16 protein-coding genes are annotated in these 21,758 nt (G+C 53.9%); 5 read left to right on the top strand and 11 right to left on the bottom strand.

Features of this window, described 5'->3' with window-relative positions; translation table 11 throughout:
* Positions 1–268: 268 nt before the first annotated feature.
* Together OGY62_RS01135 and OGY62_RS01130 are read right to left on the bottom strand one after the other, a co-directional pair.
* Positions 269–1,255 (bottom strand): Gfo/Idh/MocA family protein, encoded by a 987-nt coding sequence (locus OGY62_RS01135; RefSeq protein ID WP_012135227.1) that lies wholly within the window; start codon positions 1,253–1,255, stop codon positions 269–271.
* 69 nt (positions 1,256–1,324) lie between these two features.
* Positions 1,325–1,828, bottom strand: coding sequence for a M48 metallopeptidase family protein (locus tag OGY62_RS01130; RefSeq protein WP_071257782.1), 504 nt, complete (start codon positions 1,826–1,828; stop codon positions 1,325–1,327).
* A gap of 86 nt (positions 1,829–1,914) precedes the next feature.
* Between OGY62_RS01130 and rlmG the strand changes: the two genes are divergently transcribed.
* Entirely contained in the window at positions 1,915–3,051 is a 1,137-nt protein-coding gene (rlmG, locus tag OGY62_RS01125) for a 23S rRNA (guanine(1835)-N(2))-methyltransferase RlmG (protein WP_286458897.1), read from the top strand.
* Between the two features lie 92 nt (positions 3,052–3,143).
* On the opposite strand, the gene OGY62_RS01120 is transcribed toward rlmG, so the two are convergent.
* Positions 3,144–5,162 carry an NADPH-dependent 2,4-dienoyl-CoA reductase gene (locus tag OGY62_RS01120; RefSeq protein ID WP_286458893.1) on the bottom strand — a complete coding sequence of 673 codons (2,019 nt, stop codon included), beginning with the start codon at positions 5,160–5,162 and terminating at the stop codon, positions 3,144–3,146.
* An 89-nt stretch (positions 5,163–5,251) separates the two neighbouring features.
* On the opposite strand from OGY62_RS01120, the gene OGY62_RS01115 reads away from it, so the two are divergent.
* On the top strand, positions 5,252–5,416 hold the full coding sequence (locus OGY62_RS01115) for a hypothetical protein (RefSeq protein WP_286458892.1): 165 nt from the start codon (positions 5,252–5,254) through the stop codon (positions 5,414–5,416).
* 98 nt (positions 5,417–5,514) lie between these two features.
* Here the strand turns inward: OGY62_RS01115 and ygjK are convergent, their stop codons facing one another.
* From ygjK to ebgR, 6 genes are all read right to left on the bottom strand, one after another.
* On the bottom strand, positions 5,515–7,866 hold the full coding sequence (ygjK, locus tag OGY62_RS01110; RefSeq protein WP_286458891.1) for an alpha-glucosidase: 2,352 nt from the start codon (positions 7,864–7,866) through the stop codon (positions 5,515–5,517).
* 16 nt (positions 7,867–7,882) lie between these two features.
* The gene (ygjJ, locus tag OGY62_RS01105) at positions 7,883–8,938 is read right to left on the bottom strand and encodes a protein YgjJ (protein WP_410735571.1); all 1,056 of its coding nucleotides are present in this window, start codon (positions 8,936–8,938) and stop codon (positions 7,883–7,885) included.
* An 88-nt stretch (positions 8,939–9,026) separates the two neighbouring features.
* The gene (locus tag OGY62_RS01100) at positions 9,027–10,460 is read right to left on the bottom strand and encodes an amino acid permease (RefSeq protein WP_049009425.1); all 1,434 of its coding nucleotides are present in this window, start codon (positions 10,458–10,460) and stop codon (positions 9,027–9,029) included.
* Between the two features lie 67 nt (positions 10,461–10,527).
* Entirely contained in the window at positions 10,528–10,977 is a 450-nt protein-coding gene (locus tag OGY62_RS01095; protein ID WP_049009427.1) for a beta-galactosidase subunit beta, read from the bottom strand.
* Positions 10,974–14,066 (bottom strand): beta-galactosidase subunit alpha, encoded by a 3,093-nt coding sequence (ebgA, locus tag OGY62_RS01090; protein WP_286458888.1) that lies wholly within the window; start codon positions 14,064–14,066, stop codon positions 10,974–10,976. Before ebgA ends, OGY62_RS01095 begins: the two co-directional genes overlap by 4 nt.
* A 207-nt stretch (positions 14,067–14,273) precedes the next feature.
* Complete coding sequence (gene ebgR, locus OGY62_RS01085; protein ID WP_049009429.1) at positions 14,274–15,257, bottom strand: transcriptional regulator EbgR; 984 nt, start codon at positions 15,255–15,257, stop codon at positions 14,274–14,276.
* A gap of 219 nt (positions 15,258–15,476) precedes the next feature.
* Between ebgR and OGY62_RS01080 the strand changes: the two genes are divergently transcribed.
* A complete protein-coding gene (locus OGY62_RS01080; RefSeq protein ID WP_049009430.1) occupies positions 15,477–15,809 on the top strand; it encodes a tRNA-binding protein in 333 nt (110 codons plus the stop codon).
* A 155-nt stretch (positions 15,810–15,964) separates the two neighbouring features.
* Here the strand turns inward: OGY62_RS01080 and ygjG are convergent, their stop codons facing one another.
* Positions 15,965–17,344 carry a putrescine aminotransferase gene (gene ygjG / locus OGY62_RS01075; protein WP_111925746.1) on the bottom strand — a complete coding sequence of 460 codons (1,380 nt, stop codon included), beginning with the start codon at positions 17,342–17,344 and terminating at the stop codon, positions 15,965–15,967.
* 431 nt (positions 17,345–17,775) lie between these two features.
* Between ygjG and OGY62_RS01070 the strand changes: the two genes are divergently transcribed.
* Together OGY62_RS01070 and OGY62_RS01065 are read left to right on the top strand one after the other, a co-directional pair.
* Positions 17,776–19,296 carry a methyl-accepting chemotaxis protein gene (locus OGY62_RS01070; RefSeq protein WP_286458887.1) on the top strand — a complete coding sequence of 507 codons (1,521 nt, stop codon included), beginning with the start codon at positions 17,776–17,778 and terminating at the stop codon, positions 19,294–19,296.
* 327 nt (positions 19,297–19,623) lie between these two features.
* Entirely contained in the window at positions 19,624–21,189 is a 1,566-nt protein-coding gene (locus OGY62_RS01065) for a methyl-accepting chemotaxis protein (protein WP_112001532.1), read from the top strand.
* Here OGY62_RS01065 and OGY62_RS01060 read toward each other — a convergent pair.
* Positions 21,186–21,746: a PadR family transcriptional regulator gene (locus OGY62_RS01060; RefSeq protein WP_047461113.1), complete on the bottom strand. Its 561-nt coding sequence runs from the start codon at positions 21,744–21,746 to the stop codon at positions 21,186–21,188. The two genes, OGY62_RS01065 and OGY62_RS01060, sit on opposite strands and share 4 nt — an antisense overlap.
* Between the last annotated feature and the right edge of the window lie 12 nt (positions 21,747–21,758).

The raw sequence follows: 21,758 nt of genomic DNA, 5'->3' as shown, positions 1-21,758 counted from the left end.
TTTATATGCATAGACCTCGCCTTCCGGCAAGGTCTCACTTACAACAAGAAAGTGATATGTACTCACTCCACGGGTGATGGCGAATCGGCTTCGTCATCAATCAAAGACATGAAGGCACATCACTTTCTTATTGCCCGGCGACCGGATGTGGTTTTTCACACATCGTAATGACGATCGGCCGACAATGAAGTTACTCCCCTTTGCACGTAACAAAATATGACAGGCCATACGATCAGTCAATGGCCTGTTACATCTGTTTTACATTGTTTTACGCTGTGGCGTCATCAGCGGGGAAGACGACGCCCGTCTGCCGACGAATCTCTGTGAGCAGTTTGGCCGTGATACGGCTGACGGTCAGCTCGGGATGGTTCACCTCGTTGGTCTCGACCAGGTGTGCAAAGCGTTCCGCCTCATACAGCATCGTATTGATATGCTGAGGAACGGATAAATCCTGCGTTTTTCCGCCGCGTGGAATGAAGCACACTTTCTGACATTCCGAAATTTTCTCAATGACCAGAGAACCGGCTTCGCCCTGGATTTCGCTGGGCAGTACGGAATCACTCACTTTGGAATGCTGTAGGGTGACGCTGAAGTCGCCGTAATCCAGCACCGCCACGCCATGCGCATCGACACCGCTTTCCAGCAGACTGGCGGACGCCTGAACGTTTTGCGGTTCTCCCCAGAGCGCAACCGCTGACGCCAGACAGTAAAAACCGATATCCATAATGGAGCCATTCGAGAAGGCTGGATTAAAGGTATTGGGGTTTTCGCCGTCCAGATAGCGCTGGTAGCGCGAGGAATACTGGCAGTAGTTGATAAGGGCTTTGCGCATTCTTCCTGCTTTCGGCAGCGACTGCTGTAGCAACTGGAAATTAGGCAGGCTGGCGGTTTTAAAGGCTTCGAACAGGACGACCTGATTTTCACGCGCGCACGCGATGGCGGCGTCGACTTCAGCCAGATTCGAGGCCAGCGGCTTCTCGCAGATCACATGCTTTTTGTGGCTTAAAAAGAGCTGAGTCTGGGGGAAATGCAGCGAGTTCGGGCTGGCGATATACACCGCATCAATGGCGTCGCTTTGCGCCATTGCTTCAAGCGAAGTGAATAAATGCTCGACGGGATAATCATTGGCGAAGGTTTGCGCCTGTTCGAGGCGACGGGAATAGACTGCGGTTAACTTATATTTGCCGGTTTCATGGGCGGCATCGACAAACTGGCGGGTGATCCAGTTTGTGCCAATAACAGCGAAACGTATCATAAACGCCTTCAGGCTCCATAAAGGGATTCTTTCGTCAATTTAGCATGCCTTTATGACAAAGCCAGTGCGCTACTGCTCAGATTGCTTTAACGAAAGATGCGTTAACCACAGGCGGGTATCAAACTCAAGCTGGTGGTACTGCGGCTCCATATGACAGCACAGTTGATAAAACGCTTTGTTGTGTTCTTTCTCTTTCAGATGCGCCAGTTCGTGAACCACGATCATTCGCAGAAAAGGTTCAGGTGCATTGCGAAACACGGTAGCGACGCGGATCTCGGCTTTCACCTTCAGCTTGCCGCCCTGTACGCGCGAAACGGCGGTATGCAGCCCCAGCGCATTTTTCAGCACATGGATCTTGTTGTCATACATCACTTTGTTGATCGGCGGGGCGTTACGCAGAAACTGGCTTTTCAGATCCTGGGTATACTGCCAGAGCGCTTTATCGGTCGCAAAATCATGTGTTCCCGGATAGCGTTTTTCCAGCACGGCGCCCAGACGCTGTTCAGCAATGAGCGTGCGTACCTGAGACAGTAAATTCTCCGGGTAGCCGTGGAGATAAGTAAGTTGACCCATCAAAGCCCCAAATTAAATCTAAAAAAAGAGTATACTCACGCACCCTTTCAGGGATAACAGCGAAATTTTACCATTCAGGAGGGCCGATGAGCCACGTAGACAACGGTTTCCGTTCACTGACACTGAAACGTTTCCCGGAAACGGATGACGTTAACCCGCTTCAGGCGTGGGAAGCGGCGGATGAATATCTGCTGCAACAGTTAGACGACGCGGAAATCAGCGGCCCGCTGCTGATCCTGAATGATGCCTTTGGCGCATTAAGCTGCGCGCTGGCTGAGCATACACCATACAGCATCGGCGACTCGTATTTAAGCGAGCTGGCGACGCGCGAAAATTTACGCTACAACGATATCGCCGAATCCAGCGTGAAGTTTCTCGACAGCACCGCCGCGTACCCGCCGACGCCGGGCGTCGTGTTGATTAAGGTGCCGAAAACGCTGGCGCTGCTGGAGCAACAATTGCGCGCGTTGCGCCAGGTCGTGACTCCGCAGACCCGTATTATTGCGGGAGCAAAGGCGCGTGACATTCATACCTCCACGCTGGAACTGTTCGAAAAAGTGCTCGGCCCCACGACCACGACGCTGGCCTGGAAAAAGGCGCGCCTGATCAACTGTACCTTTAGTAAGCCTGAACTGGCGGATGCGCCGCAGACGCTGAGCTGGAAACTGGACGGCACCGACTGGACTATCCACAATCATGCGAACGTTTTCTCGCGTACCGGCCTGGATATCGGCGCGCGCTTCTTTATGCAGCATTTACCGGAAAATCTGGAAGGGGAGATCGTCGATCTCGGCTGCGGCAATGGCGTGATTGGCCTGACGCTGCTGGCGAAGAACCCTCAGGCGAGCGTCGTGTTTGTCGATGAATCGCCGATGGCGGTCGCGTCCAGCCGTTTGAATGTGGAAACCAACATGCCGGAAGCGTTGGATCGCTGCGAGTTTATGATTAACAACGCTTTGTCCGGCGTGGAACCTTTCCGCTTTAACGCCGTGCTGTGCAACCCGCCGTTCCATCAGAAACATGCGCTGACGGATAACGTTGCCTGGGAAATGTTCCACCATGCGCGCCGTTGCCTGAAGATCAACGGCGAGCTGTACATTGTGGCTAACCGTCACCTGGATTATTTCCACAAGCTGAAGAAGATTTTCGGTAACTGCACCACCATCGCCACCAATAACAAATTCGTGGTGTTGAAAGCGGTCAAAACCGGTCGCCGCCGCTAATAGCGTGTGCCGGATGACGGCTAACGCCTTATCCGGCCTACAACGTGCTACCCCGTAGGCCTGATAAGCGTAGCGCCATCAGGCAATGCCCCTTAAATCGCCAGCGCTAATTTTGTTCCCTGCGCAATTGCCCGCCGCGCATCCAGCTCCATCGCCACGTCGCATCCGCCAATCAGGTGTACCGTTTTCCCTGACGCGCGCAGCGGCTCCGCCAGTTCGCGCCGTGGCTCCTGCCCCGCGCAGATCACGACATGATCGACGTTCAGAAGCTGCGGTTCGCCGTTGATCAATACGTGCAATCCGTCATCGTCGATCTTCTGATAACTGACTGCCGGGATCATTTTTACGCCGCGGGACAACAGCGTTGCGCGATGGATCCAGCCGGTGGTTTTCCCCAGCCCCTGACCGGGTTTACTGGCTTTACGCTGTAGCATCACAATCTGACGTGGGCTGCGAGACAGATGCGGCCCTTCCGGGCGTAACCCGCCGGGCTGTTGCAGGCTGGTGTCGATCCCCCATTCCACGCAGAACTCGGCAATGCTCTGGCTGCTGGGATCGCCTGGCTGGCTGAGGTACATCGCGGTATCAAAACCAATCCCGCCGCAGCCGATAATCGCGACACGTTTCCCGACGGGAGTTTTATCGCGCAGCACCTCAAGATAGGTCAGCACTTTCGGGTGATCGATGCCCTCGATCGACGGTTTACGCGGCTCGATCCCGCAAGCGAGGATCGCTTCATCAAACGGTTGCAGATCGTCTGCGGTGACAAACCGGTTGAGCTTCAGCGTCACGCCGGTCACTTCGATCATCCGACGGTAATAGCGCAGCGTTTCATAAAATTCTTCTTTGCCGGGGATCTGTTTAGCGATGTTGAACTGCCCGCCGATCTCGGCCAGGGCATCAAACAGCGTAACGTCGTGCCCGCGCGCCGCCGCGTTAATGGCAAATGCGAGACCCGCCGGGCCTGCGCCGACGACGACCAGGCTTTTCTTATGTTCAGCCGGAACTATCGGCATTTTGGTTTCGTGACAGGCGCGTGGATTCACCAGGCAAGAGGTGACTTTACCCACGAAGATCTGATCCAGACAGGCCTGGTTGCAGCCGATACAGGTGTTGATCTCATCCGCCCGCCCTGATTGCGCTTTCGACAGCAGTTCGGCATCCGCCAGGAACGGGCGCGCCATCGACACCATATCCGCATCGCCGCGCGCCAGAATATCGTCTGCTACTTGCGGATCGTTGATCCGGTTGGTCGTGACCAGCGGAACGGTGACGTGACCTTTCAGTTTGCGCGTTACCCAGCTAAAGGCGCCGCGCGGAACCGGCGTGGCGATCGTCGGGATACGCGCTTCGTGCCAGCCAATACCGGTGTTGATGATCGTCGCGCCAGCCGCTTCAATGGCCTGCGCCAGCTGTACGGTTTCGTCGAACGTCCCGCCGTTTTCCACCAGGTCGAGCATCGACAGACGGTAGATAATGATAAAATCGCTGCCCACGCGCTGGCGTACCGCCCGTACCACTTCCACCGCGAAACGCATACGCCTGGCGTAATCGCCGCCCCATTCATCATCGCGCTGGTTCGTGCGCACGGTAAGAAATTCGTTGATCAGATAGCCTTCCGAACCCATCACCTCGACGCCGTCGTAACCCGCTTCCCGCGCCAGCTGAGCGCAGCGGGCGAAATCGTCAATCAGTTGCAGGATTTCATCGTGCGTGAGTTCGTGCGGCGTAAAACGGTTGATGGGCGCCTGGATCGCCGAAGGGGCGACCAGATGCGGCTGATAGCTATAGCGTCCGGTATGCAGGATCTGCAACGCAATTTTCCCGCCTTCCTCATGAACGGCGTCCGTGATCACGCGGTGGTGCGGCAGCTGGCTGGCGTCATTTAACGTGGCGCCGCCTTCCATTCCCACTCCGGACAGTGCGGGGGCAATCCCCCCGGTGACGATCAGCGCGACGCCATGCCGCGCACGTTCGGCGTAGAAAGCCGCCAGCCGTTCGGCGCCATCGGGGTATTCCTCCAGCCCGGTATGCATCGAACCCATTAGCACACGGTTTTTAAGCCGGGTAAAGCCCAGATCGAGCGGGGCGAAAAGCGACGGATAGCTCATAAGTGTGTCCAGTATGTAAAATTATTGTTATGTGGTCGGATGAGTTAATAATTTAGCCGTCGCGGCGTAAAAGGGAAAAGGGGAATGCGATGATTGTGATGGGATTCAAAAAAGGAGCGGGGCCAGAGAACGAATTTGCCGGATGGCGACGCTGGCGCATCTTATCCGGCCTACAGGTGTGCGGGTTGTGTGAACATTGCCGGATGGCGACGCTGGCGCGTCTTATCCGGCCTACAGGTGTACGGGTTGTGTGAACATTGCCGGATGGCGATGCTGGCGCATCTTATCCGGCCTACGGATCGGATTCCTGTAGGCCGGATAAGCGTAGCGCCATCCGGCATTGCATTTCGGATTACAGTTTCCTGAAGAAGTCGTTATACAGCATATACAGGTGCGCGGCGCTCCAGGAGAAGTTCGGCGCGCCCTGCTGTGCGCCGGTCAACGGGTTGTAGTTTTCCTGAATCGGCCCGTCGGCGGTTAGCCCTTTCGCATGCCTGAAGAAAGTATCCGCCAGCTTCAGCGCATCATCACGATAGCCGTAACGCGCCATGCCTTTTAATCCGAACCAGAACTGATCCACCCACACGCGTCCACGCCAGTAAATATCCGCGCCGAACGCCGGATTGGTCAGCGCGGCGGTGCCGAGCGGTACGAAAGTATTGAACTCTTTCGGGTCAAGCATCACCTTCACAACCGCATCGGCGTGAGCCTGCGTCGCAGCGCCGTTAAACAACGGCGACCAGCCTTCCGGCCCCTTGCCACGCTCAACGATCGGTTTCCCCGCACAGCCGTTTGCCAGCGGCTTTTCTTCAATCCGCAGATCATAGAAGAAGTGTGTTGCCGGATCGAACATACAGGTGTTGATGTAATCCGCGATCTTCTGCGCCAACTGGCGATAGTGCTGCGCCTCGTTCGGCTTATTGAGGAGGGTCGCCATTTCCGCCAGATAGTGGTTGTCGCTGTACATGTAGCTCGCCTGATCGACCGACTCCTGTCGCAGCGAATAGCCCAGCAGCGTGCCGTCCTGGCGATGGTTTTCCGCAAATTTCACCGTCCAGTCGCTGCGTTTGCCGCCGTTTGCGACATATTTATCCAGCTGCGCTTTATCAATAAAACCGAACACTGCGGCGTCATCACGCCCGGACTCCCAGGAGGCGGCGACCTGCGCTGGAATTTCCAGGCTGTCGTACTGGCCTTCGCTGATGATGCGGGCATAGTTTCTCAGCCCGGATAACGTCTCTTCCTTGTCGCCCTGTTTTACCGTAAACAGCATTTCGCCGGTGTCGGTATTGTGGGCTTTATCGCGGGTTGCGCCATATTCCGGGACGCCATTGCCGTTGTGATCGCGGTTACGCAGCCACCAGTCATGGTATGCCACCAGTTTCGGGTACATCTCTTCAAGCCAGGCTTTGTCTTTGGTGACGTTGTAGACCTCCATCACTGACCATGCCGCAAGGCTTGGCTTGGTGTTGCGCTCGTTCCAGTTGCCGCCATCGCCGCCGCGTTCCGGGCTGAGGTTCCAGGCGATCAGATCGGGAACGAAGCCCGCATCCTGTGGGCGAAGCGGATCGTCGGGTTGAATCTGCCAGGAGAAGACGGCGCGAATATTCTCTTTGGCGATTTCCGGGTTGAAATGCGCCATCGCAAAGGCCTGCTTCCAGGTGTCCCACGGCCAGGTCTGATTACCGGAAAACCAGCGGCCAGTGACCGATGGCGTCACGGTATGGTGTTTGATCGCGCCGCCTGGCGAGCGCCAGTTGCCGTTCAGCGTTTCAATGGCTTTAACCGCAACCCGCGTCTGTTCTGGCGTGGCGTCCGGGTTGGTTAAGCCTTTTTGCAGATAGCCCTCCCAGCGTTTTTGTGATGCGCTGAGATAGTCAGCCGGGCGAGCCAGAATGTCGCGGATCTGCGCCTGCTCATTATCCACTTCCTGCGCGGTGAGCAGATGCGACCAGGTGGTATAAAACGTGGTGGAACCGTTGATGTGCGCCTTGCTGGTAAAGCGGTGGCCGTTGACCTTTGTGTCTGTCGGCAGGGACTTATGTATCTGATATTCAGATTCGCCGGAAGTGAGCAGATCCCAGGTGGAACGCACTTTGCCGAAGGTGACTTTCAGACCATCACGGGTGGCGATGATTTTTCGCTGATAGTCCGGGTATTCTCCATCAATGGTTTTATCGGAGATTGCTTTTCCCTCTTTCGCTTCCAGTTTTTCCAGTAACTCGCCGTCCCACACCAGATCCAGCGGCGTCTTGCTGGTGATTTTTGTTTCCAGCAGGGCCGTGCGCGAACTGGCGAAGCGCAGCGTCATCTCAACCTGCACGTCCTTTGAGGATAATTTTTGGATCAGCGCGCCGGGAATGCTGTAAGCCTCAAGCGCAAAGTCAACCTGTTGGCCGTTTTGATACACCGACAGACGGTCAAAATGGGTGGCCATAAAGTTGATGTACTCTTCCGTCAGCAGTGCGACGCCGGGAAAGCCGCCCATCGTGGCCTTGCTGTCTGGCAGCAGGTATCCATGCCACGCGCCGAGATCGAAAAACGGATTAAAACGCTGGTGATCATCGTAATCGTAATCATGCATATAGCCCGGCGCGCCGGTGCGGTTAATGACATTTTTATAATCGTCCGCAGTGGCGGCATGTGCGGAGAGGCTTATTAGCAAAGCGCAGGTCAGCGGCGTCAGGGTCGTCGTGATTTTCATGGTGTTCATGTCCTTATTACCAGTAGAAATATTGCATCAGGAAAATCTGGTCGCTGGGATCGCCAGATGCGTTTTGCATATAGAACCGGCTGTCGAAGGCGGTGGCGAAACGTCCGCCGCCGTATTCGTACCAGACGCCAAACTGCATAAAAGAGGTGGTTTCGTCTGCGGCATGGTCTGGCCGGTGCCTGGCATAGCTGTAGGCGGTAGAGAGATAAACGCCTTTTAGCGCTTCGTACATGGCGCTGACCATAAAGCCGGTTTCGCTGCCCGGCACGTCCAGACCGTCGGCGCGACCAGTGTGGTGCCAGGCGCGGGCGGCCAGATTGGGAGAGAGAACGCCGGTCAGAAACAGTTGCCCGGTGCCGTCGGTAACTTCCAGGCCGTTCATCCAGGTGACGCCTTCGACAAGATCGTACTGGATATAACCGTTGATCATCGCCGGATAGGTGTATTTATCGTCATAGCGATCGTATTTGCCGAAATGGAGCCAGGCTTTCCCCTCATCGTGATGCCCGGCTGGCGTGGCGGTGACGCTATAACGGAAGGCGCCGCTCAGATTCTGCACCTTAATCGCGGTCATGATGTCACGGGTATTGGGGATGACGTAGCCCAGATCCGGCGTAAAATCGCCCCACCATTGCAGGTCATCCAGCGAGGAATCCTGACGCAGGCTCAGCATCAGTTCCGTGCCGTCATCAGTACGATAACCGCCATAAAAACGGTTGATACCGCCTTCGAACCCGCCCCAGCTATGATCGGGAACCCAGGCGTTACCCTGATGGTCGGCCTGCACCGTCCAGCCTTCGCCGTAAATCAGGCCAAACCATGAGCCGTATTTCATCTCCAGGCCGCCTTCAATATAGGTGCCGTCACTGTATTTATGTTTATCCTGTCCTTCTAAATCCATATATCCCCCCAGCCCCATCTCGCCGTAAAAGCGAAAGGAGGGAGAGGTGACGGCTGGCGTTTTTGTGTCGTCGTGTTCTGCCGGATGAACGTCTTCCGCAGCCAGGGGAAAAACACAGAGGAAGGGCAGGGCAATTATTGCCCTGCGAATATTTTTCATCATTTTCATGCTTCTGTCCTAAGCCAAAATAAATATTTTTTATTGTTATAGCCAATGTGAAAATGGTTCTTATAGTTATAAAATCAATCTGTTAATTAATGTTTGATGCGGGTGCGGCTTCAATATCCTGTTCTTCTTTTGTGAGTCCTTTAATGTATCGGCTGTATTTCCACCAGGCGAATCCGAGGAAAATAACAATACCGCCCACGTTATAGAAAACAATGGTCATAATATTGCCGCCGGTTGGGAAAGTGGAGGCAATAAATCCGATGGTAAATATAACAATTAACATCGACACGACGATAATACCGGTTCTTTGTGATCCCATACGGAAGTCTCGCGGTAAGTGCTCCAGTTTTGCCCGCAGATTCAGGTAGGCCAGCATAATAAACAGCGGAGGCAGCATGGAGGCCGCTGCGGTCATATTAATGATGGTGTTCATTAATTCCTGAACGGTATTCGAGCCGAGCATCGGGATAATCATCAACGGAATGACAATCAGGAACTGAATCCAGGCGGCGCGGGCGGGGACGCCGTTTTCATTCAGTTCGACGGTTTTTTTGCCAAAAATCCCTGCGGGAATTTCGGAGAAGAAAATTTTAACCGGCGTTGCAGTCCACATCAGCAGGGAGCCGAACATCGCAGTAAAAGAGACCAGACCGACAAAGCGGTTTATCAACAGTTCGGGCAGACCAAACCAGGCTGCCAGACCGTGGAAGACCTGTACTGAACCGCCGGTAAATTTCAGCTCTTTACTGCTCACGAATACGTTGATCAGTACCGACGAAATAGAATAAAGCACGCCGATGAAAATCCCGGCCAGGATGATCACTTTTACAAATGATTTTGATCCGCCTTTTACGTCGTTAACATACACCGCAACGGATTCCGCGCCGCCTGCGGCCATAAAGATCCAGGTCGTAATACCGAGGAACGCCCAGTTAACGTTCGGGATCATCGCCTCCACGGTGATCGGATCGGCAGGCTGAACGCCGCCCACCAGCGCCGTACCGGCCAGTAAAATATAGGAAAGCGTCAACAGGAGCATCAGCGTGGAGGTGACGGAGGTGATTGGCCCCAGCATTTTCGCCCCGTTGGTGGAAACCCAGGTTGAGAAGGCGAACAGCACCATACTCAATACGGTTGTTGCGACCGGCGTCAGAATATATTCGTAGCCCAGGAACGCATAAGAGGCATAGGCAATTACGCGCGGGAGCAGCGAGGTGAAAAAGAACAAATTAACGAACCAATAGGTGTAGGCGGTAATAAATGCCCAGCGTCCGCCGAGGGAGCTTTTTACCCAAGCATAAACGCCAGCTTCAGAGTTTTTATTTAATGAAACGAATTCTGCAATAATTAAACAGAAGGGGATAAAGTAGAAAATCGTTGCCAGGAAAAACATCGGCGCCGATGCCAGCCCCAGCTCAATATTATTATTGATAACGTTATTAAAACTGTAAACGGCGGCAAAGGTAAGCGAGAGTAAGCCGAACTTGCCGATTGTATTACGTTTGGTATCAGACATAACACATCTCCGATTCCTGATTTTTGTAGGGTAGTCAGCGGCACATCACAGGTGCCGCCCGTTATTTTTATTTGTTATGAAAATAACCATCTTCAATGGTCACTTTGAGTACGACTTTTTTTACAGCGTGATTACAGATAAAACGGTAGGCTTCATGGTTGTCGCAAATCACCATCTGTCCTTCGTGAACCTCTACGGTGTTTCCGCAACCTTTCAGATATTCGCGATCGGTTTCATCGCGATAATATTCAACGACCTGCAACGTATCTTTGGCGGCATATTCAATTTTTTGTCGCCCTTGCAGGTAGTAATGCACTTCAACGTAACGGCGATGCCCGGTAAACAGCGCATCGGCGGCAGAGTCGGTTTCCACGCGATACGTCAGAGAATCCCCGATGGAGTGAGCGACGCCGGGCTGAATGTTGTCGATATTTTCAATCGCTTCAATGCAGCGCTGCCATTTTCGACCAGAGGCGTAGACCTGCCGGAACTGTTCTAAGTTATCGAGGAGCCTCATTTTTCATTCTCGCTATGCAAATTTGTGGAAAAGAAGTCCGTGCCGAAGGCATGGCCGGCGATAGCCTGGGCGGTCGCTTCGCCGCCGGACACCGGCAGCAACGTAAAGCCATAACGGAATGACCGGAACCAGACGCGCCAGGAATCGAGCACTTCGCTTCCCCAGGAGTTGGAACCCAGCCCAAGCAACTGATGATCCAGATTCAGGGTGATGTCGTCGCAGCGCTGCAACTCATTGCAGTGCTGCGCGGCAAAGAGGTTTTCTGGCGTGTAATGCCAGGCGCTGAAGTTGATGGGGCGTTGCGGCACCACCAGCAGACCGTTGCCGTGGCGGTTGGTTAGCGTCGCCCAGCGTACATGCTGGCGATTACCGTTGTTCTGCGGGAACGGGTAATTCTCAAACATGTCATCCACGGTGGAGCGCCAGATGTCGATGATGTTGGCCTGCTGACTGTCGGCATAGTTTTCTCCCGGGCCGCGACCATACCAGGCAACCTGATCGAAGGCGCCATTGATTCCCATCGTGAAGCCAATACACGGAATAATGTGCGGATATTCGCCGTAGGGTTCGCCGGAAAGCGCGACGTTTACCTGACCATCCATCGCAATGCGCCAGAGATACGTACAGCGCATGCCGAAATCAAATACCGGCGGAGCAATAAGGGTGTGGCTGGTAATCAGCACCGCATCTTCCGTTTGCTCGACGGTAAACGCCCGCAGATGCTCCTGCATGATGTGCAGATGGTTTGGTTGCCAGAGCCCGTCGAACTCCTGCTTGTGGTTATCAATCGTCGGCTTAAAGAAATTGATTTTTGGCGCGCGGGTCAGCAGCGCTTCACCATTAACGTTCCAGGCGGTTGGCTTCCCGTTCAGTTTTGAGAACGTCAGATGGAAGTTGTAGCCGCGCACGGTGCAGCTCAGACGATCGTCTTCCAGCGTCAACGCGCGCGCGTTTGGCTGGCTAAACGGTACAGGAGGCGCCGTTCTGGCCTTCAGCGGGAACTGACAGGCGGCGATATGATGCCCTGCGTCGCTGTAGAGTGTGGGGGAGTCTTTGGTCACGGTGACGTTAAGAAACGTTTCTCGCCCATCCAGCGCTGGCAACGTGCAGTGCAGTAACGCCTCGCTATTCGGCGCGACGTCGCGCAGTTTGATCTGCTGCGTGGAGAGCGTCTCCCCTTCGGCACGAATGTCAATATGCAGGGTATAGTCGTCAAGGGAGGTGAACCACAGTTTGTTTTCTACTTTCAGTTCGCCACGTTCCAGATCCTGCGCGTGGATTTTTACAGGTGCAATGACCTGCTTGTACTCCTTCAGACCCGGGCCCGGCGTCTGGTCAGGGTAAATCAGACCATCAAGGCAGAAGTTGTAGTTATTCGGGTAGTCGCCGTAATCGCCGCCAAATTTGTACCACACGTTGCCATCGTCGTCTTTCGCCTGAATACCGTGATCGCACCATTCCCAGACATAGTGCCCCTGAATGCAGTCGTGCTGGTAAAAGACATTCTGATATTCGGTTAGCCCACCGGGGCCGTTGCCCATCGCGTGGGCGTATTCGCAGATGATGCGCGGCTTCGGATGCGGGTACTCACCAAACTCGTTCATCAGCGGCACGCGGGTATACATGGTGGAGATGATATCCACCACTTCGGCGTCGCGGTCTTCTTCGTAGTGAATCAGGCGCGTGTCATCCAGCGCTTTGGCGGCGTGGTACATCGCGCGAATATTACAGCCGTACCCGGATTCGTTGCCCAGCGACCAGATGATGATAGAAGGGTGGTTTTTCTGCGCATGGATATGGCGCACGATGCGCTCGACGTAGACCGTTTCCCACGCCGGGTCGTCGGTGATGCGGCTGATATCGCCGATGTTAGCGAATCCGTGTGACTCGACGTCGGTTTCCGCCATCACAAACAGGCCGTAGATATCGCAGAGCTCGTAGAAACGTGGATCGTTAGGGTAGTGCGCGGTTCGTACCGAGTTGATGTTGTGTTGTTTCATTAACCGCAGATCTTTTTCAACGCGATCCATGCCGACAGCCCGACCTTTAAGATGATCGTTATCGTGGCGGTTGACGCCGTGCAGCATCACATAGCGGTTATTGATGTAAAACAGCCCGTCGCGAACCTGAATATCGCGAAAGCCCACGCGTTGCGGCACTACTTCAAGAGTATTGCCGTTGGCGTCTTTCAGGGTCATCACCAGATGGTAGAGATACGGCGACTCAGAGGACCACTGGTGCGGAGCGTGAACGCCAACAGTAAAGTCGGTGCTGATGCGCTGGTCAATGGTCAGTGCGTTGATGGCGCCTGCATGTACAACATCCTCACCGTCAAACAGCGCATACTCCAGAGAAGCGATTGCCGGGTCGGCGGTCAGATTTTCCAGAATCAGCTGGCAGGAGAGGGTGGCATTGCGATAATCGTCGTCAAAATCGGTGCGGACGGTGAAGTCCTGAATGTGGACGGTGTGTTTGCCAACCAGATAAACGTCGCGGAAGATGCCCGCCGACCACCACATATCCTGGTCTTCAACATAGGTGGAATCTGCCCACTGCATCACGCGGACGCATAACAGGTTGTCGCCCGTCTTCGCGACCGCGCTGATGTCGAACTCTGCCGTCAGGCGGCTGCCTTTGCTGAATCCCACATAATGGCCGTTCACATAAACTTCGAAATACGTTTCGACGCCGTCGAATTTAATCAGCGTTTGCTTTCCTTGCCAGCCTTCGCTCAGCGTGAAAATGCGTTGATAAGCGCCGGTGGGGTTATCGCTGGGGACGTACGGCACATCGATCGGAAACGGGAAACCTTCGTCGGTATATTGCAGCTTGCCGTGGCCTTCCATTTGCCACATCCCTGGAACGGTAATTGTTCCCCAGTCTCGCATATACTCTGAGGTAAAGGCTTCCGGCACCTGAAGCGGGTGGTCGAAGAACTGAAAGTTCCACTGACCGCTTAGCGGCAAAAAATAGCGGCTGGTTTCGCGGGCGAATGTGCGAGCCTGGGCTATTGAGTCATAAGAAAAAAAGTAGGCGCGTGGCGCCAGTCTGTTTTCGTGGGTCAGCTGAATGTTTTCCCAGCGATTCATAATGCCTCCCTGTGGAGCGAAGTCGGAACCCTTCAAGGCGATGGTAAGTGTGCGTTATGGGAAATGATTTTAGTAAAATATTTACTAAAATGTAGTGGGTAAAATGATTTACTTTAACTGGATCACGAAAATAAGCAGTGAGAAGAAAAACGGCGAAAAGCGGAATGCGCCCGGCTATCAGGAAAACCGGGCGGTGGAAAAGGGGAGTTAGCGGCTGGTGCCGCGCAGTTTAAGTTTACTGGGAACGAAGACCAGCAGCGGCAGTGCACGCCCGTCACGGGCTTTTTCGTACACCAGATTTACGCCCTGGCTGCCCATCATTTCGGAATGAATGCGCACCGTGGAAAGCGGTGGGAAGGTGAATCGCGCCGTCGGAATGTCATTCACGCTTATCAGGGAGATGTCGCGCGGGATCTCAAGGCCATGCTCGTGGATTGCGCGTAACACGCCAATGGCTATCGAGTCGGAGGCGACAAACAGCGCGCGCGGATAATCCGCTTTAGCCAGCATTTGTTTCGCCAGTTCGTAACCTGATGAACTGGAAAAACCACCGCGCCAGATATCGTCTTCACGCACGACCTGCTTCAGGCGGCCATATTCGACAAACGCGGCTTCGCGGATATCGGCTTTGCCGGGCTCATCCTCCCCGCCAATAAAACCGATACGGGTTGCGCCCTGAGCAATGAAAAAGTCGATGATCTCTTTGCTGATGCGGGACAAATCGATATCGACGGCATCATATTCACTGCCTGATTCGTGAAAGTCGATAAAGCAGATATTGTCAGTCAGCGCGGCGGCGGCGTCGCGTAAGGCGGCTGAGGGCTTGCCGACAATGAGAATGCCGGTGATATTTTTAAGATCCGGCAACCCGCTGTGTTCGTAGCAGTTGGTCAGTTCAATCCCCAGTTTTTCACACTGTGTCTCAATCCCGTGGCGGATTGCCAGATAGTAGGGATCGTTAATTTCCAGCTCTTGCTGATAACTGTAGATGGCAAGGATGTGTTGCAGGCTGACCGTACTATTCTGGCTCTTACGGGCGCTGCTGGTTTTGTACTCCAGCTTTTCCGCGATTTCCAGAATGCGGTGTTTGGTCTCTTCTTTGACATTCAGCGTGGGGTCGTCGTTTAAGACCCGCGACACTGTCGCCAGGGATACGCCAGCTTCAATTGCGATATCTTTAAGTGTTGCCATGATTACCTTTTTCGACTTTCCCCTGAGTAGCCTTTTCATTGTAAAGGAAGTGCTTATCTATGCATCTGTTTTCAGTAAATAAAGCGCGTTTATTTGACGTGCCAGGGGTAAATTTCAGCTTAAAGAGTGTGATAAACGCAGCATTTCCCCTTTTTTAAGAACAGTGCCTGGAAAAATTATTGCTATGATTTAGTGAATTTTTACTAGAGGGGGGAAAAGATGGAGACGGTGGCCTTTGCGGATTTTGCCCGACTGGAGCTGCGTGTTGGAAAGATTGTGCAGGTAAAGCGTCATGATAATGCCGATAAGCTTTACATTGTGCAGGTGGATGTGGGCGAGCGTACGCTGCAAACGGTAACCAGCCTCGTACCTTATTACCGAGAGGATGCGCTGATGGGGAAAACGGTGGTGGTACTGTGCAATCTGCAAAAAGCCAAAATGCGTGGTGAAACGTCAGAGTGCATGTTGCTGTGTGCTGAAACTGATGACGGCAGTGAAAGCGTATTGCTGACGCCGGAACGCGTAATGCCTGCGGGTGTGCGGGTTGTGTGAACTTGCCGGATGGCGACGCTGGCGCATCTTATCCGGCCTACAGGCGGGCGTGCGGGTTGTGTGAACATTGCCGGATGGCGATGCTGGCGCGTCTTATCCGGTCTACGGATCGGATTCCTGTAGGCCGGATAAGCGTAGCGCCATCCGGCGATGTGTTATGTTTCCTCAACGCTCACCCGTAACGCCGCCAGAGCCTTGCGGGTCGCCTTTAACACCTGCTCACACTGCTCAATTGTTAATGTCAGCGGTGGTTCGATGCGAATCGTTTTCGAGTTGTTGAGCGTCCCGGCAACCAGTACCCGCTGGCGGAACATCTCGCTGGCGAAGTTGTAGCCGATTTCGTTGTCAACAAACTCAATCGCCATCAACATCCCTTTTCCGCGAGCGTCCTGCACCAGGTCAGGATATTCCCTGGCAAGCTGGAGGAAGCCGTCCAGCAACATATCGCCTTTCTGCTCCGCCTGTGCCGGTAGATTCTGCTCCAGCAACACGTTAATGGTCGCTAATGCTGCCGCACAGGCCAGCGGGTTGCCGCCAAAGGTTGTGGTGTGCAGGAACGGATTATCGAACAGAACGGAGAACACCTCTTCGGTGGCGATGGTTGCCCCAACCGGCATCACGCCGCCGCCCAACGCTTTTGCCAGACATAAAATGTCAGGCTGCACGTTTTCATGTTCACAGGCGAACATCTTACCGGTGCGCCCCATGCCGGTCTGGACTTCATCCAGAATCATCAGGGCGCCAAACTCATCGCAGAGTTTACGCACGGCGGTCAGATAGCCCTGCGGCGGCAGGATCACGCCGCCCTCGCCCTGAATTGGTTCCAGAATGACGGCTGCCACATCGTCGCCGGTTTTTTTACACTCGCTAAGCGCAGTACGCATGGCCTCAATGTTGCCAAACGGTACATGGCGAAAGCCCGGCAGCAGCGGCATAAACGGCTTGCGGAACGTGGATTTCGCCGTGGCGGAAAGCGACCCCAGCGATTTACCGTGAAACGCGCCGCTGGTAGCGATAAAGGTAAACTTACCGCGCGGCGACTGATACGCCTTCGCCAGTTTCAGCGCCGCTTCTACCGATTCGGTGCCGCTGTTGCTGAAAAAACTGTACTTCAGTTTTCCAGGCGTGAGCGCTGCGAGCGTTTTAGCCAGCATGGCCCGGAGCGGGTCCAGTAACTCCTGGCTGTGCAGAGGTTGTTTTGCGAGTTGATTCTGTACGGCGGATACGACAACTGGATTACGGTGCCCCACGTTGAAAATGCCAAAACCACCCAGGCAATCAATAAACTCCTGTCCCTGGGTGTCGACAAGCGTATTCAGACTTCCCGCTTGCCACTCTACGGCTCCGTAATCCCCGCCAGCGGTCACAGATTTTCGATACTCTAAAAACCCCGGATTAACATGCTCTTTGAAGTAATCAATCACCTCTCGGTTCAGTGCTTTCATTTCCTCATGATCAAGCGTTCGCTTTTCAATGAGATTCAGTGCGTGTGCGCTACAGGCCAGGGCCGATGCGCTGGAAGGTAACCTGTTCAAAATGTGCTCCCGGAGCTCGCGTATCACATGATACTGAGTTAAGTATTGCAGGGATTGCGCCATATCGGCGTGGATCATGAAAATCGGGATAAACACCAGGGAAAATATCAAGTGTGCAATATTTAATCTCATTCATTAACAATTGGTGATGTTTTGCGCAATGTGTGTGCGGGGGAAGCGGGGCTGACGAGCGGGCCGTCGCACCAGAACGGTGCGGGCGGTGTGCGTATATGGGGCGGAAGTTATAGTGGAACTGAATAGTTACTTAACGAAAGTATTTTAAATCAATGAATTAGAAAACATACAAATATTACGGTTTAAACGCAAATTGCGATCTAAATCAAATTTAACAACTAAAGATAAACCAATTATCGCCGAAATAACATCTGACAGAAAAGTTAACATTCAAGTAACCTGCACAGGACGCAACCATGTCTTCTCATCCCTACGTCAGCCAGCATAATTATCCGCTGGATGATGATACAACCCTGATGTCCACAACTGACCTGCAAAGCTATATCACCCATGCAAATGATACTTTCGTTCAGGTAAGCGGCTTTACGCTGAATGAACTGCTTATGCAACCGCATAATCTGGTACGCCACCCGGACATGCCGAAAGCCGCGTTTGCGGATATGTGGTACACCCTCAGGCAGGGTGAGCCGTGGAGCGGCATCGTGAAAAACCGACGGAAGAATGGCGATCACTACTGGGTGCGGGCGAATGCGGTGCCGATGGTGCGGGAAGGGCGCGTGACCGGCTATATGTCGATTCGTACCCGCGCGACAGACGAAGAGATTGCGGCCGTTGAGCCTTTGTATAAGGCGCTGAATGAAGGCCGCAGCAACAAACATATCCACAAAGGACTGGTGGTGCGTAAAGGCTGGCTGGGGAAACTGCCGGCAATCCCCATTCGCTGGCGTGTACGCAGCGTTATGGCGCTGACGGGCGTGGTGCTGATGGCGGCGATGGCGCAAATGGGCGTTGCGTGGCCAGCGCTATTCGTGAACGCCCTGCTGATGCTGGCGGGAACGGCGGTGTTTGAATGGCAGATTGTGCGTCCGATCGAAAATGTCGCCCGGCAGGCGTTGAAAGTCGCAACGGGCGAGCGTAATAGCGTATCGCATCTTAACCGTAGTGACGAACTGGGGCTGATGTTGCGCGCGGTAGGCCAGCTTGGGCTTATGTGCCGCTGGCTGATTAATGACGTCTCAAGCCAGGTTTCCAGCGTCAGAAACGGCAGCGAGACGCTAGCGAAAGGCAATGACGATCTGAATAAACACACCCGCCAGACGGTGGAGAATGTGCAGCAGACGGTGACGACCATGAACCAGATGGCGGAGTCCGTGAAGAAAAATTCCACCACCGCGTCCGCCGCCGATAAATTATCCAGCGCGGCCAGCAGTGCGGCGACGCAGGGCGGAGAGGCGATGGAAACCGTCATTAAAACGATGGATGACATCGCTGACAGCACGCAGCAGATTGGCACAATCACTACGCTGATTAACGATATTGCTTTCCAGACGAATATCCTGGCGCTGAACGCGGCGGTTGAAGCGGCGCGAGCGGGCGAGCAGGGTAAAGGATTTGCCGTTGTCGCCGGGGAGGTTCGCCATCTTGCCAGCCGAAGTGCCAGCGCGGCGAATGATATTCGTAAGCTCATTGATGCCAGCGCAAGCCGGGTACAGTCCGGCTCCGAACAGGTTCATGCGGCAGGACGCACGATGGATGATATTGTGGCTCAGGTGCAAAACGTCACTCAGCTTATTGCGCAAATCAGCCACTCGACGCTGGAACAGGCGGACGGACTCTCCAGCCTGACCCGCGCCGTGGATGAGTTAAACCATATCACGCAGAAAAATGCCGAGCTGGTGGAGGAGAGCGCTCAGGTTTCAGCGATGGTTAAACATCGCGCCAGCCGTCTGGAAGACGCGGTAACGGTTCTGCATTAAATCAAATTCCCTTTATTTCTGCCGACAAACGCTTATCGAAGCCGATAAGCGTTTTGTCATAATATTGGGCTAACAATGTTAAGCACATATTAAATATTTACCATTTCGAGCTATTTCCTTATTTAAACCCGCTGCGTTATTTTGTGTGATTCTTCATTTTCCCGAACCTGAAAAATGAATTGTATAACGATCGGTCTGCCGATATTCATCGTTGAAAACTATTTACTGTAATAACTTGAAATAAAAAACGATCAATATCATAAAGTTAGCGAAACCGTAACCGATAACGAACCCTGTATAGAGGAAAAACAATCTCCAGGGGGAAATATGCTTTTGCATAACATGAAGATCCGCTCGAAATTATTTATTGCGTTTGGTTTGTTTATTGTACTGATGATCGTGAGTTCTGGCCTTTCGTTGTTCAGCCTGGATCGAACGAATACCAGTATGCAGAACATCATTACTCACGATTATCCCACGACGGTGAAAGCCAACCTGCTGATCGATAATTTTCAGGATTTCGTTAGCACGCAGCAGCTGATGCTGCTGGATGAAGAAGGACGCTGGAGCCAGGAGTCGCAAAAGCAGCTGGATGCGATTAGCCAGCGCATTACGGTATTGCTCGATGAACTGTCCGCCAGCCGTCAGGACGAGGCCTCAAAGGCTATTATCGCCGGAATTCGCGATGTGCGTCAGCAGTATCTGGCCTCCCGGTTCCGTATTTTGCAGGAAATTCAGAACCATAATCGTCCGGCGGCGATACAGGAAATGATGACGACCACCGTCAACATACAGCAGGCGTATAAAGCCAAAGTACAGGAGCTGATCGCTATTGAAGATACGCTGATGCGCAACGCGGGCGCGTCGGTTGACCAGGATTTTCGCACCAACCGGGCACAGCTGATTCTCCTGGCGCTTATCAGCATTGCCGCCGGAGTGATAATGGGATGGTACATCGTACGTTCCATTACCCGACCGCTTAATGACGCCGTGCAGTTTGCCGGGGCGATTGCGGAGGGAGATTTGACCCGCACGATTCATATCGCGCAAAAAGATGAAACCGGCGTGCTGTTGCAGGCGCTGATGGAGATGAAAAACCGTCTGCTGGTGATCGTGCAGGAAGTTCAGAACGGCTCTGAAAATATCTCCAGCGCGGCGGCGCAAATTGTCGCGGGCAACCAGGATCTGGCGGCGCGTACTGAAGAACAGGCCAGTTCTGTTGAGCAAACGGCGGCCTCTATGGAGCAGATTACCGCCACCGTCAAAAATACGGCGGACCACACCAGCGAAGCGACCCATCTTTCTGCCGATGCGGCCAGCGTGGTGAAAAATAACGGTGAGATGATGCGTCAGGTCACGCAAAAAATGCGCGTGATAAATGAGACCTCTAACCGTATGTCCGACATTATCAACCTGATTGATTCTATTGCCTTCCAGACCAACATTCTGGCGCTTAACGCCGCCGTGGAAGCCGCTCGCGCCGGGGAACACGGGCGTGGCTTCGCGGTCGTGGCGGGAGAAGTTCGTCAACTGGCGCAAAAAAGTGCGTCGTCCGCCAGTGAGATCCGCCACCTGATCGAAGACTCTACCAGCCAGACGCAGGAGGGGATGCAACTGGTGGAAAAAGCCAGTGCGTTGATTAATGGTATGGTGGATAACGTTGAAGAGATGGATGTGATTCTGCGTGAAATCGGTCAGGCCAGTCGCGAACAAACCGATGGGATTTCGCAAATCAACAGCGCGATTGGGCTGATTGACGCCACCACGCAACAGAACTCGTGTCTGGTTGAGGAGTCCGTTGCGGCAGCGGCGTCGCTGAATGAGCAGGCCCAGCACTTAAAAGAGATCGTGAAAGTGTTCCGCATCCGTGCGGAGGACGTACCGCCTGCTTAATCCAGTTGGCTGATTTCCAGCGCCGCGCGATCGATAACGCCAATGATCTGCTTAAGCTGCGCGTCGCTGATCCCGCCCTGATTCACCCGCAGATCCAACACGGCTTTGAAGTTGTCCAGCGCCCGTTTCATCTGCGGGTTCTTACGCAGTTCAAAGCCGACGCAGCGCGCTTTCACGCGTTCGTGGATGTGCTCCAGGTGTTCACGGTTCTCTTCCAGCCACCGTTGCCCCTGCTCTGTAATGGTGATCTGCTTACGCCCGCCGTCCTCTTCTTTGATAGTGATAAATTCCTGATCCTGAAGAAAATCCAGCGTTGGGTAAATCACGCCTGGGCTTGGGGTGTAGTTGCCCAGCGTCAGGTTCTCGATGGCTTTAATCAATTCGTAACCGTGGCTGGCCTCGCGGGTCAAAATTTCCAGAATCACCAGGCGTAGTTCGCCGTGGCCAAAAAAGCGCTGGCGACGTCCGCCGCCGCCGCCCCGGCCATGACGGTGCTCGCAGCCATGTTCATGGCCGTGGTGATGCTCTCTCTCGCAACCTTCATGATGATGTCGCATGATGTACTCCTG

The sequence above is a fragment of the Citrobacter sp. CK198 genome (assembly GCF_030333295.1).
Classification (GTDB): Bacteria; Pseudomonadota; Gammaproteobacteria; order Enterobacterales; family Enterobacteriaceae; genus Citrobacter_B; species Citrobacter_B koseri.
This window is presented reverse-complemented; position numbering and strand designations above follow the sequence as displayed.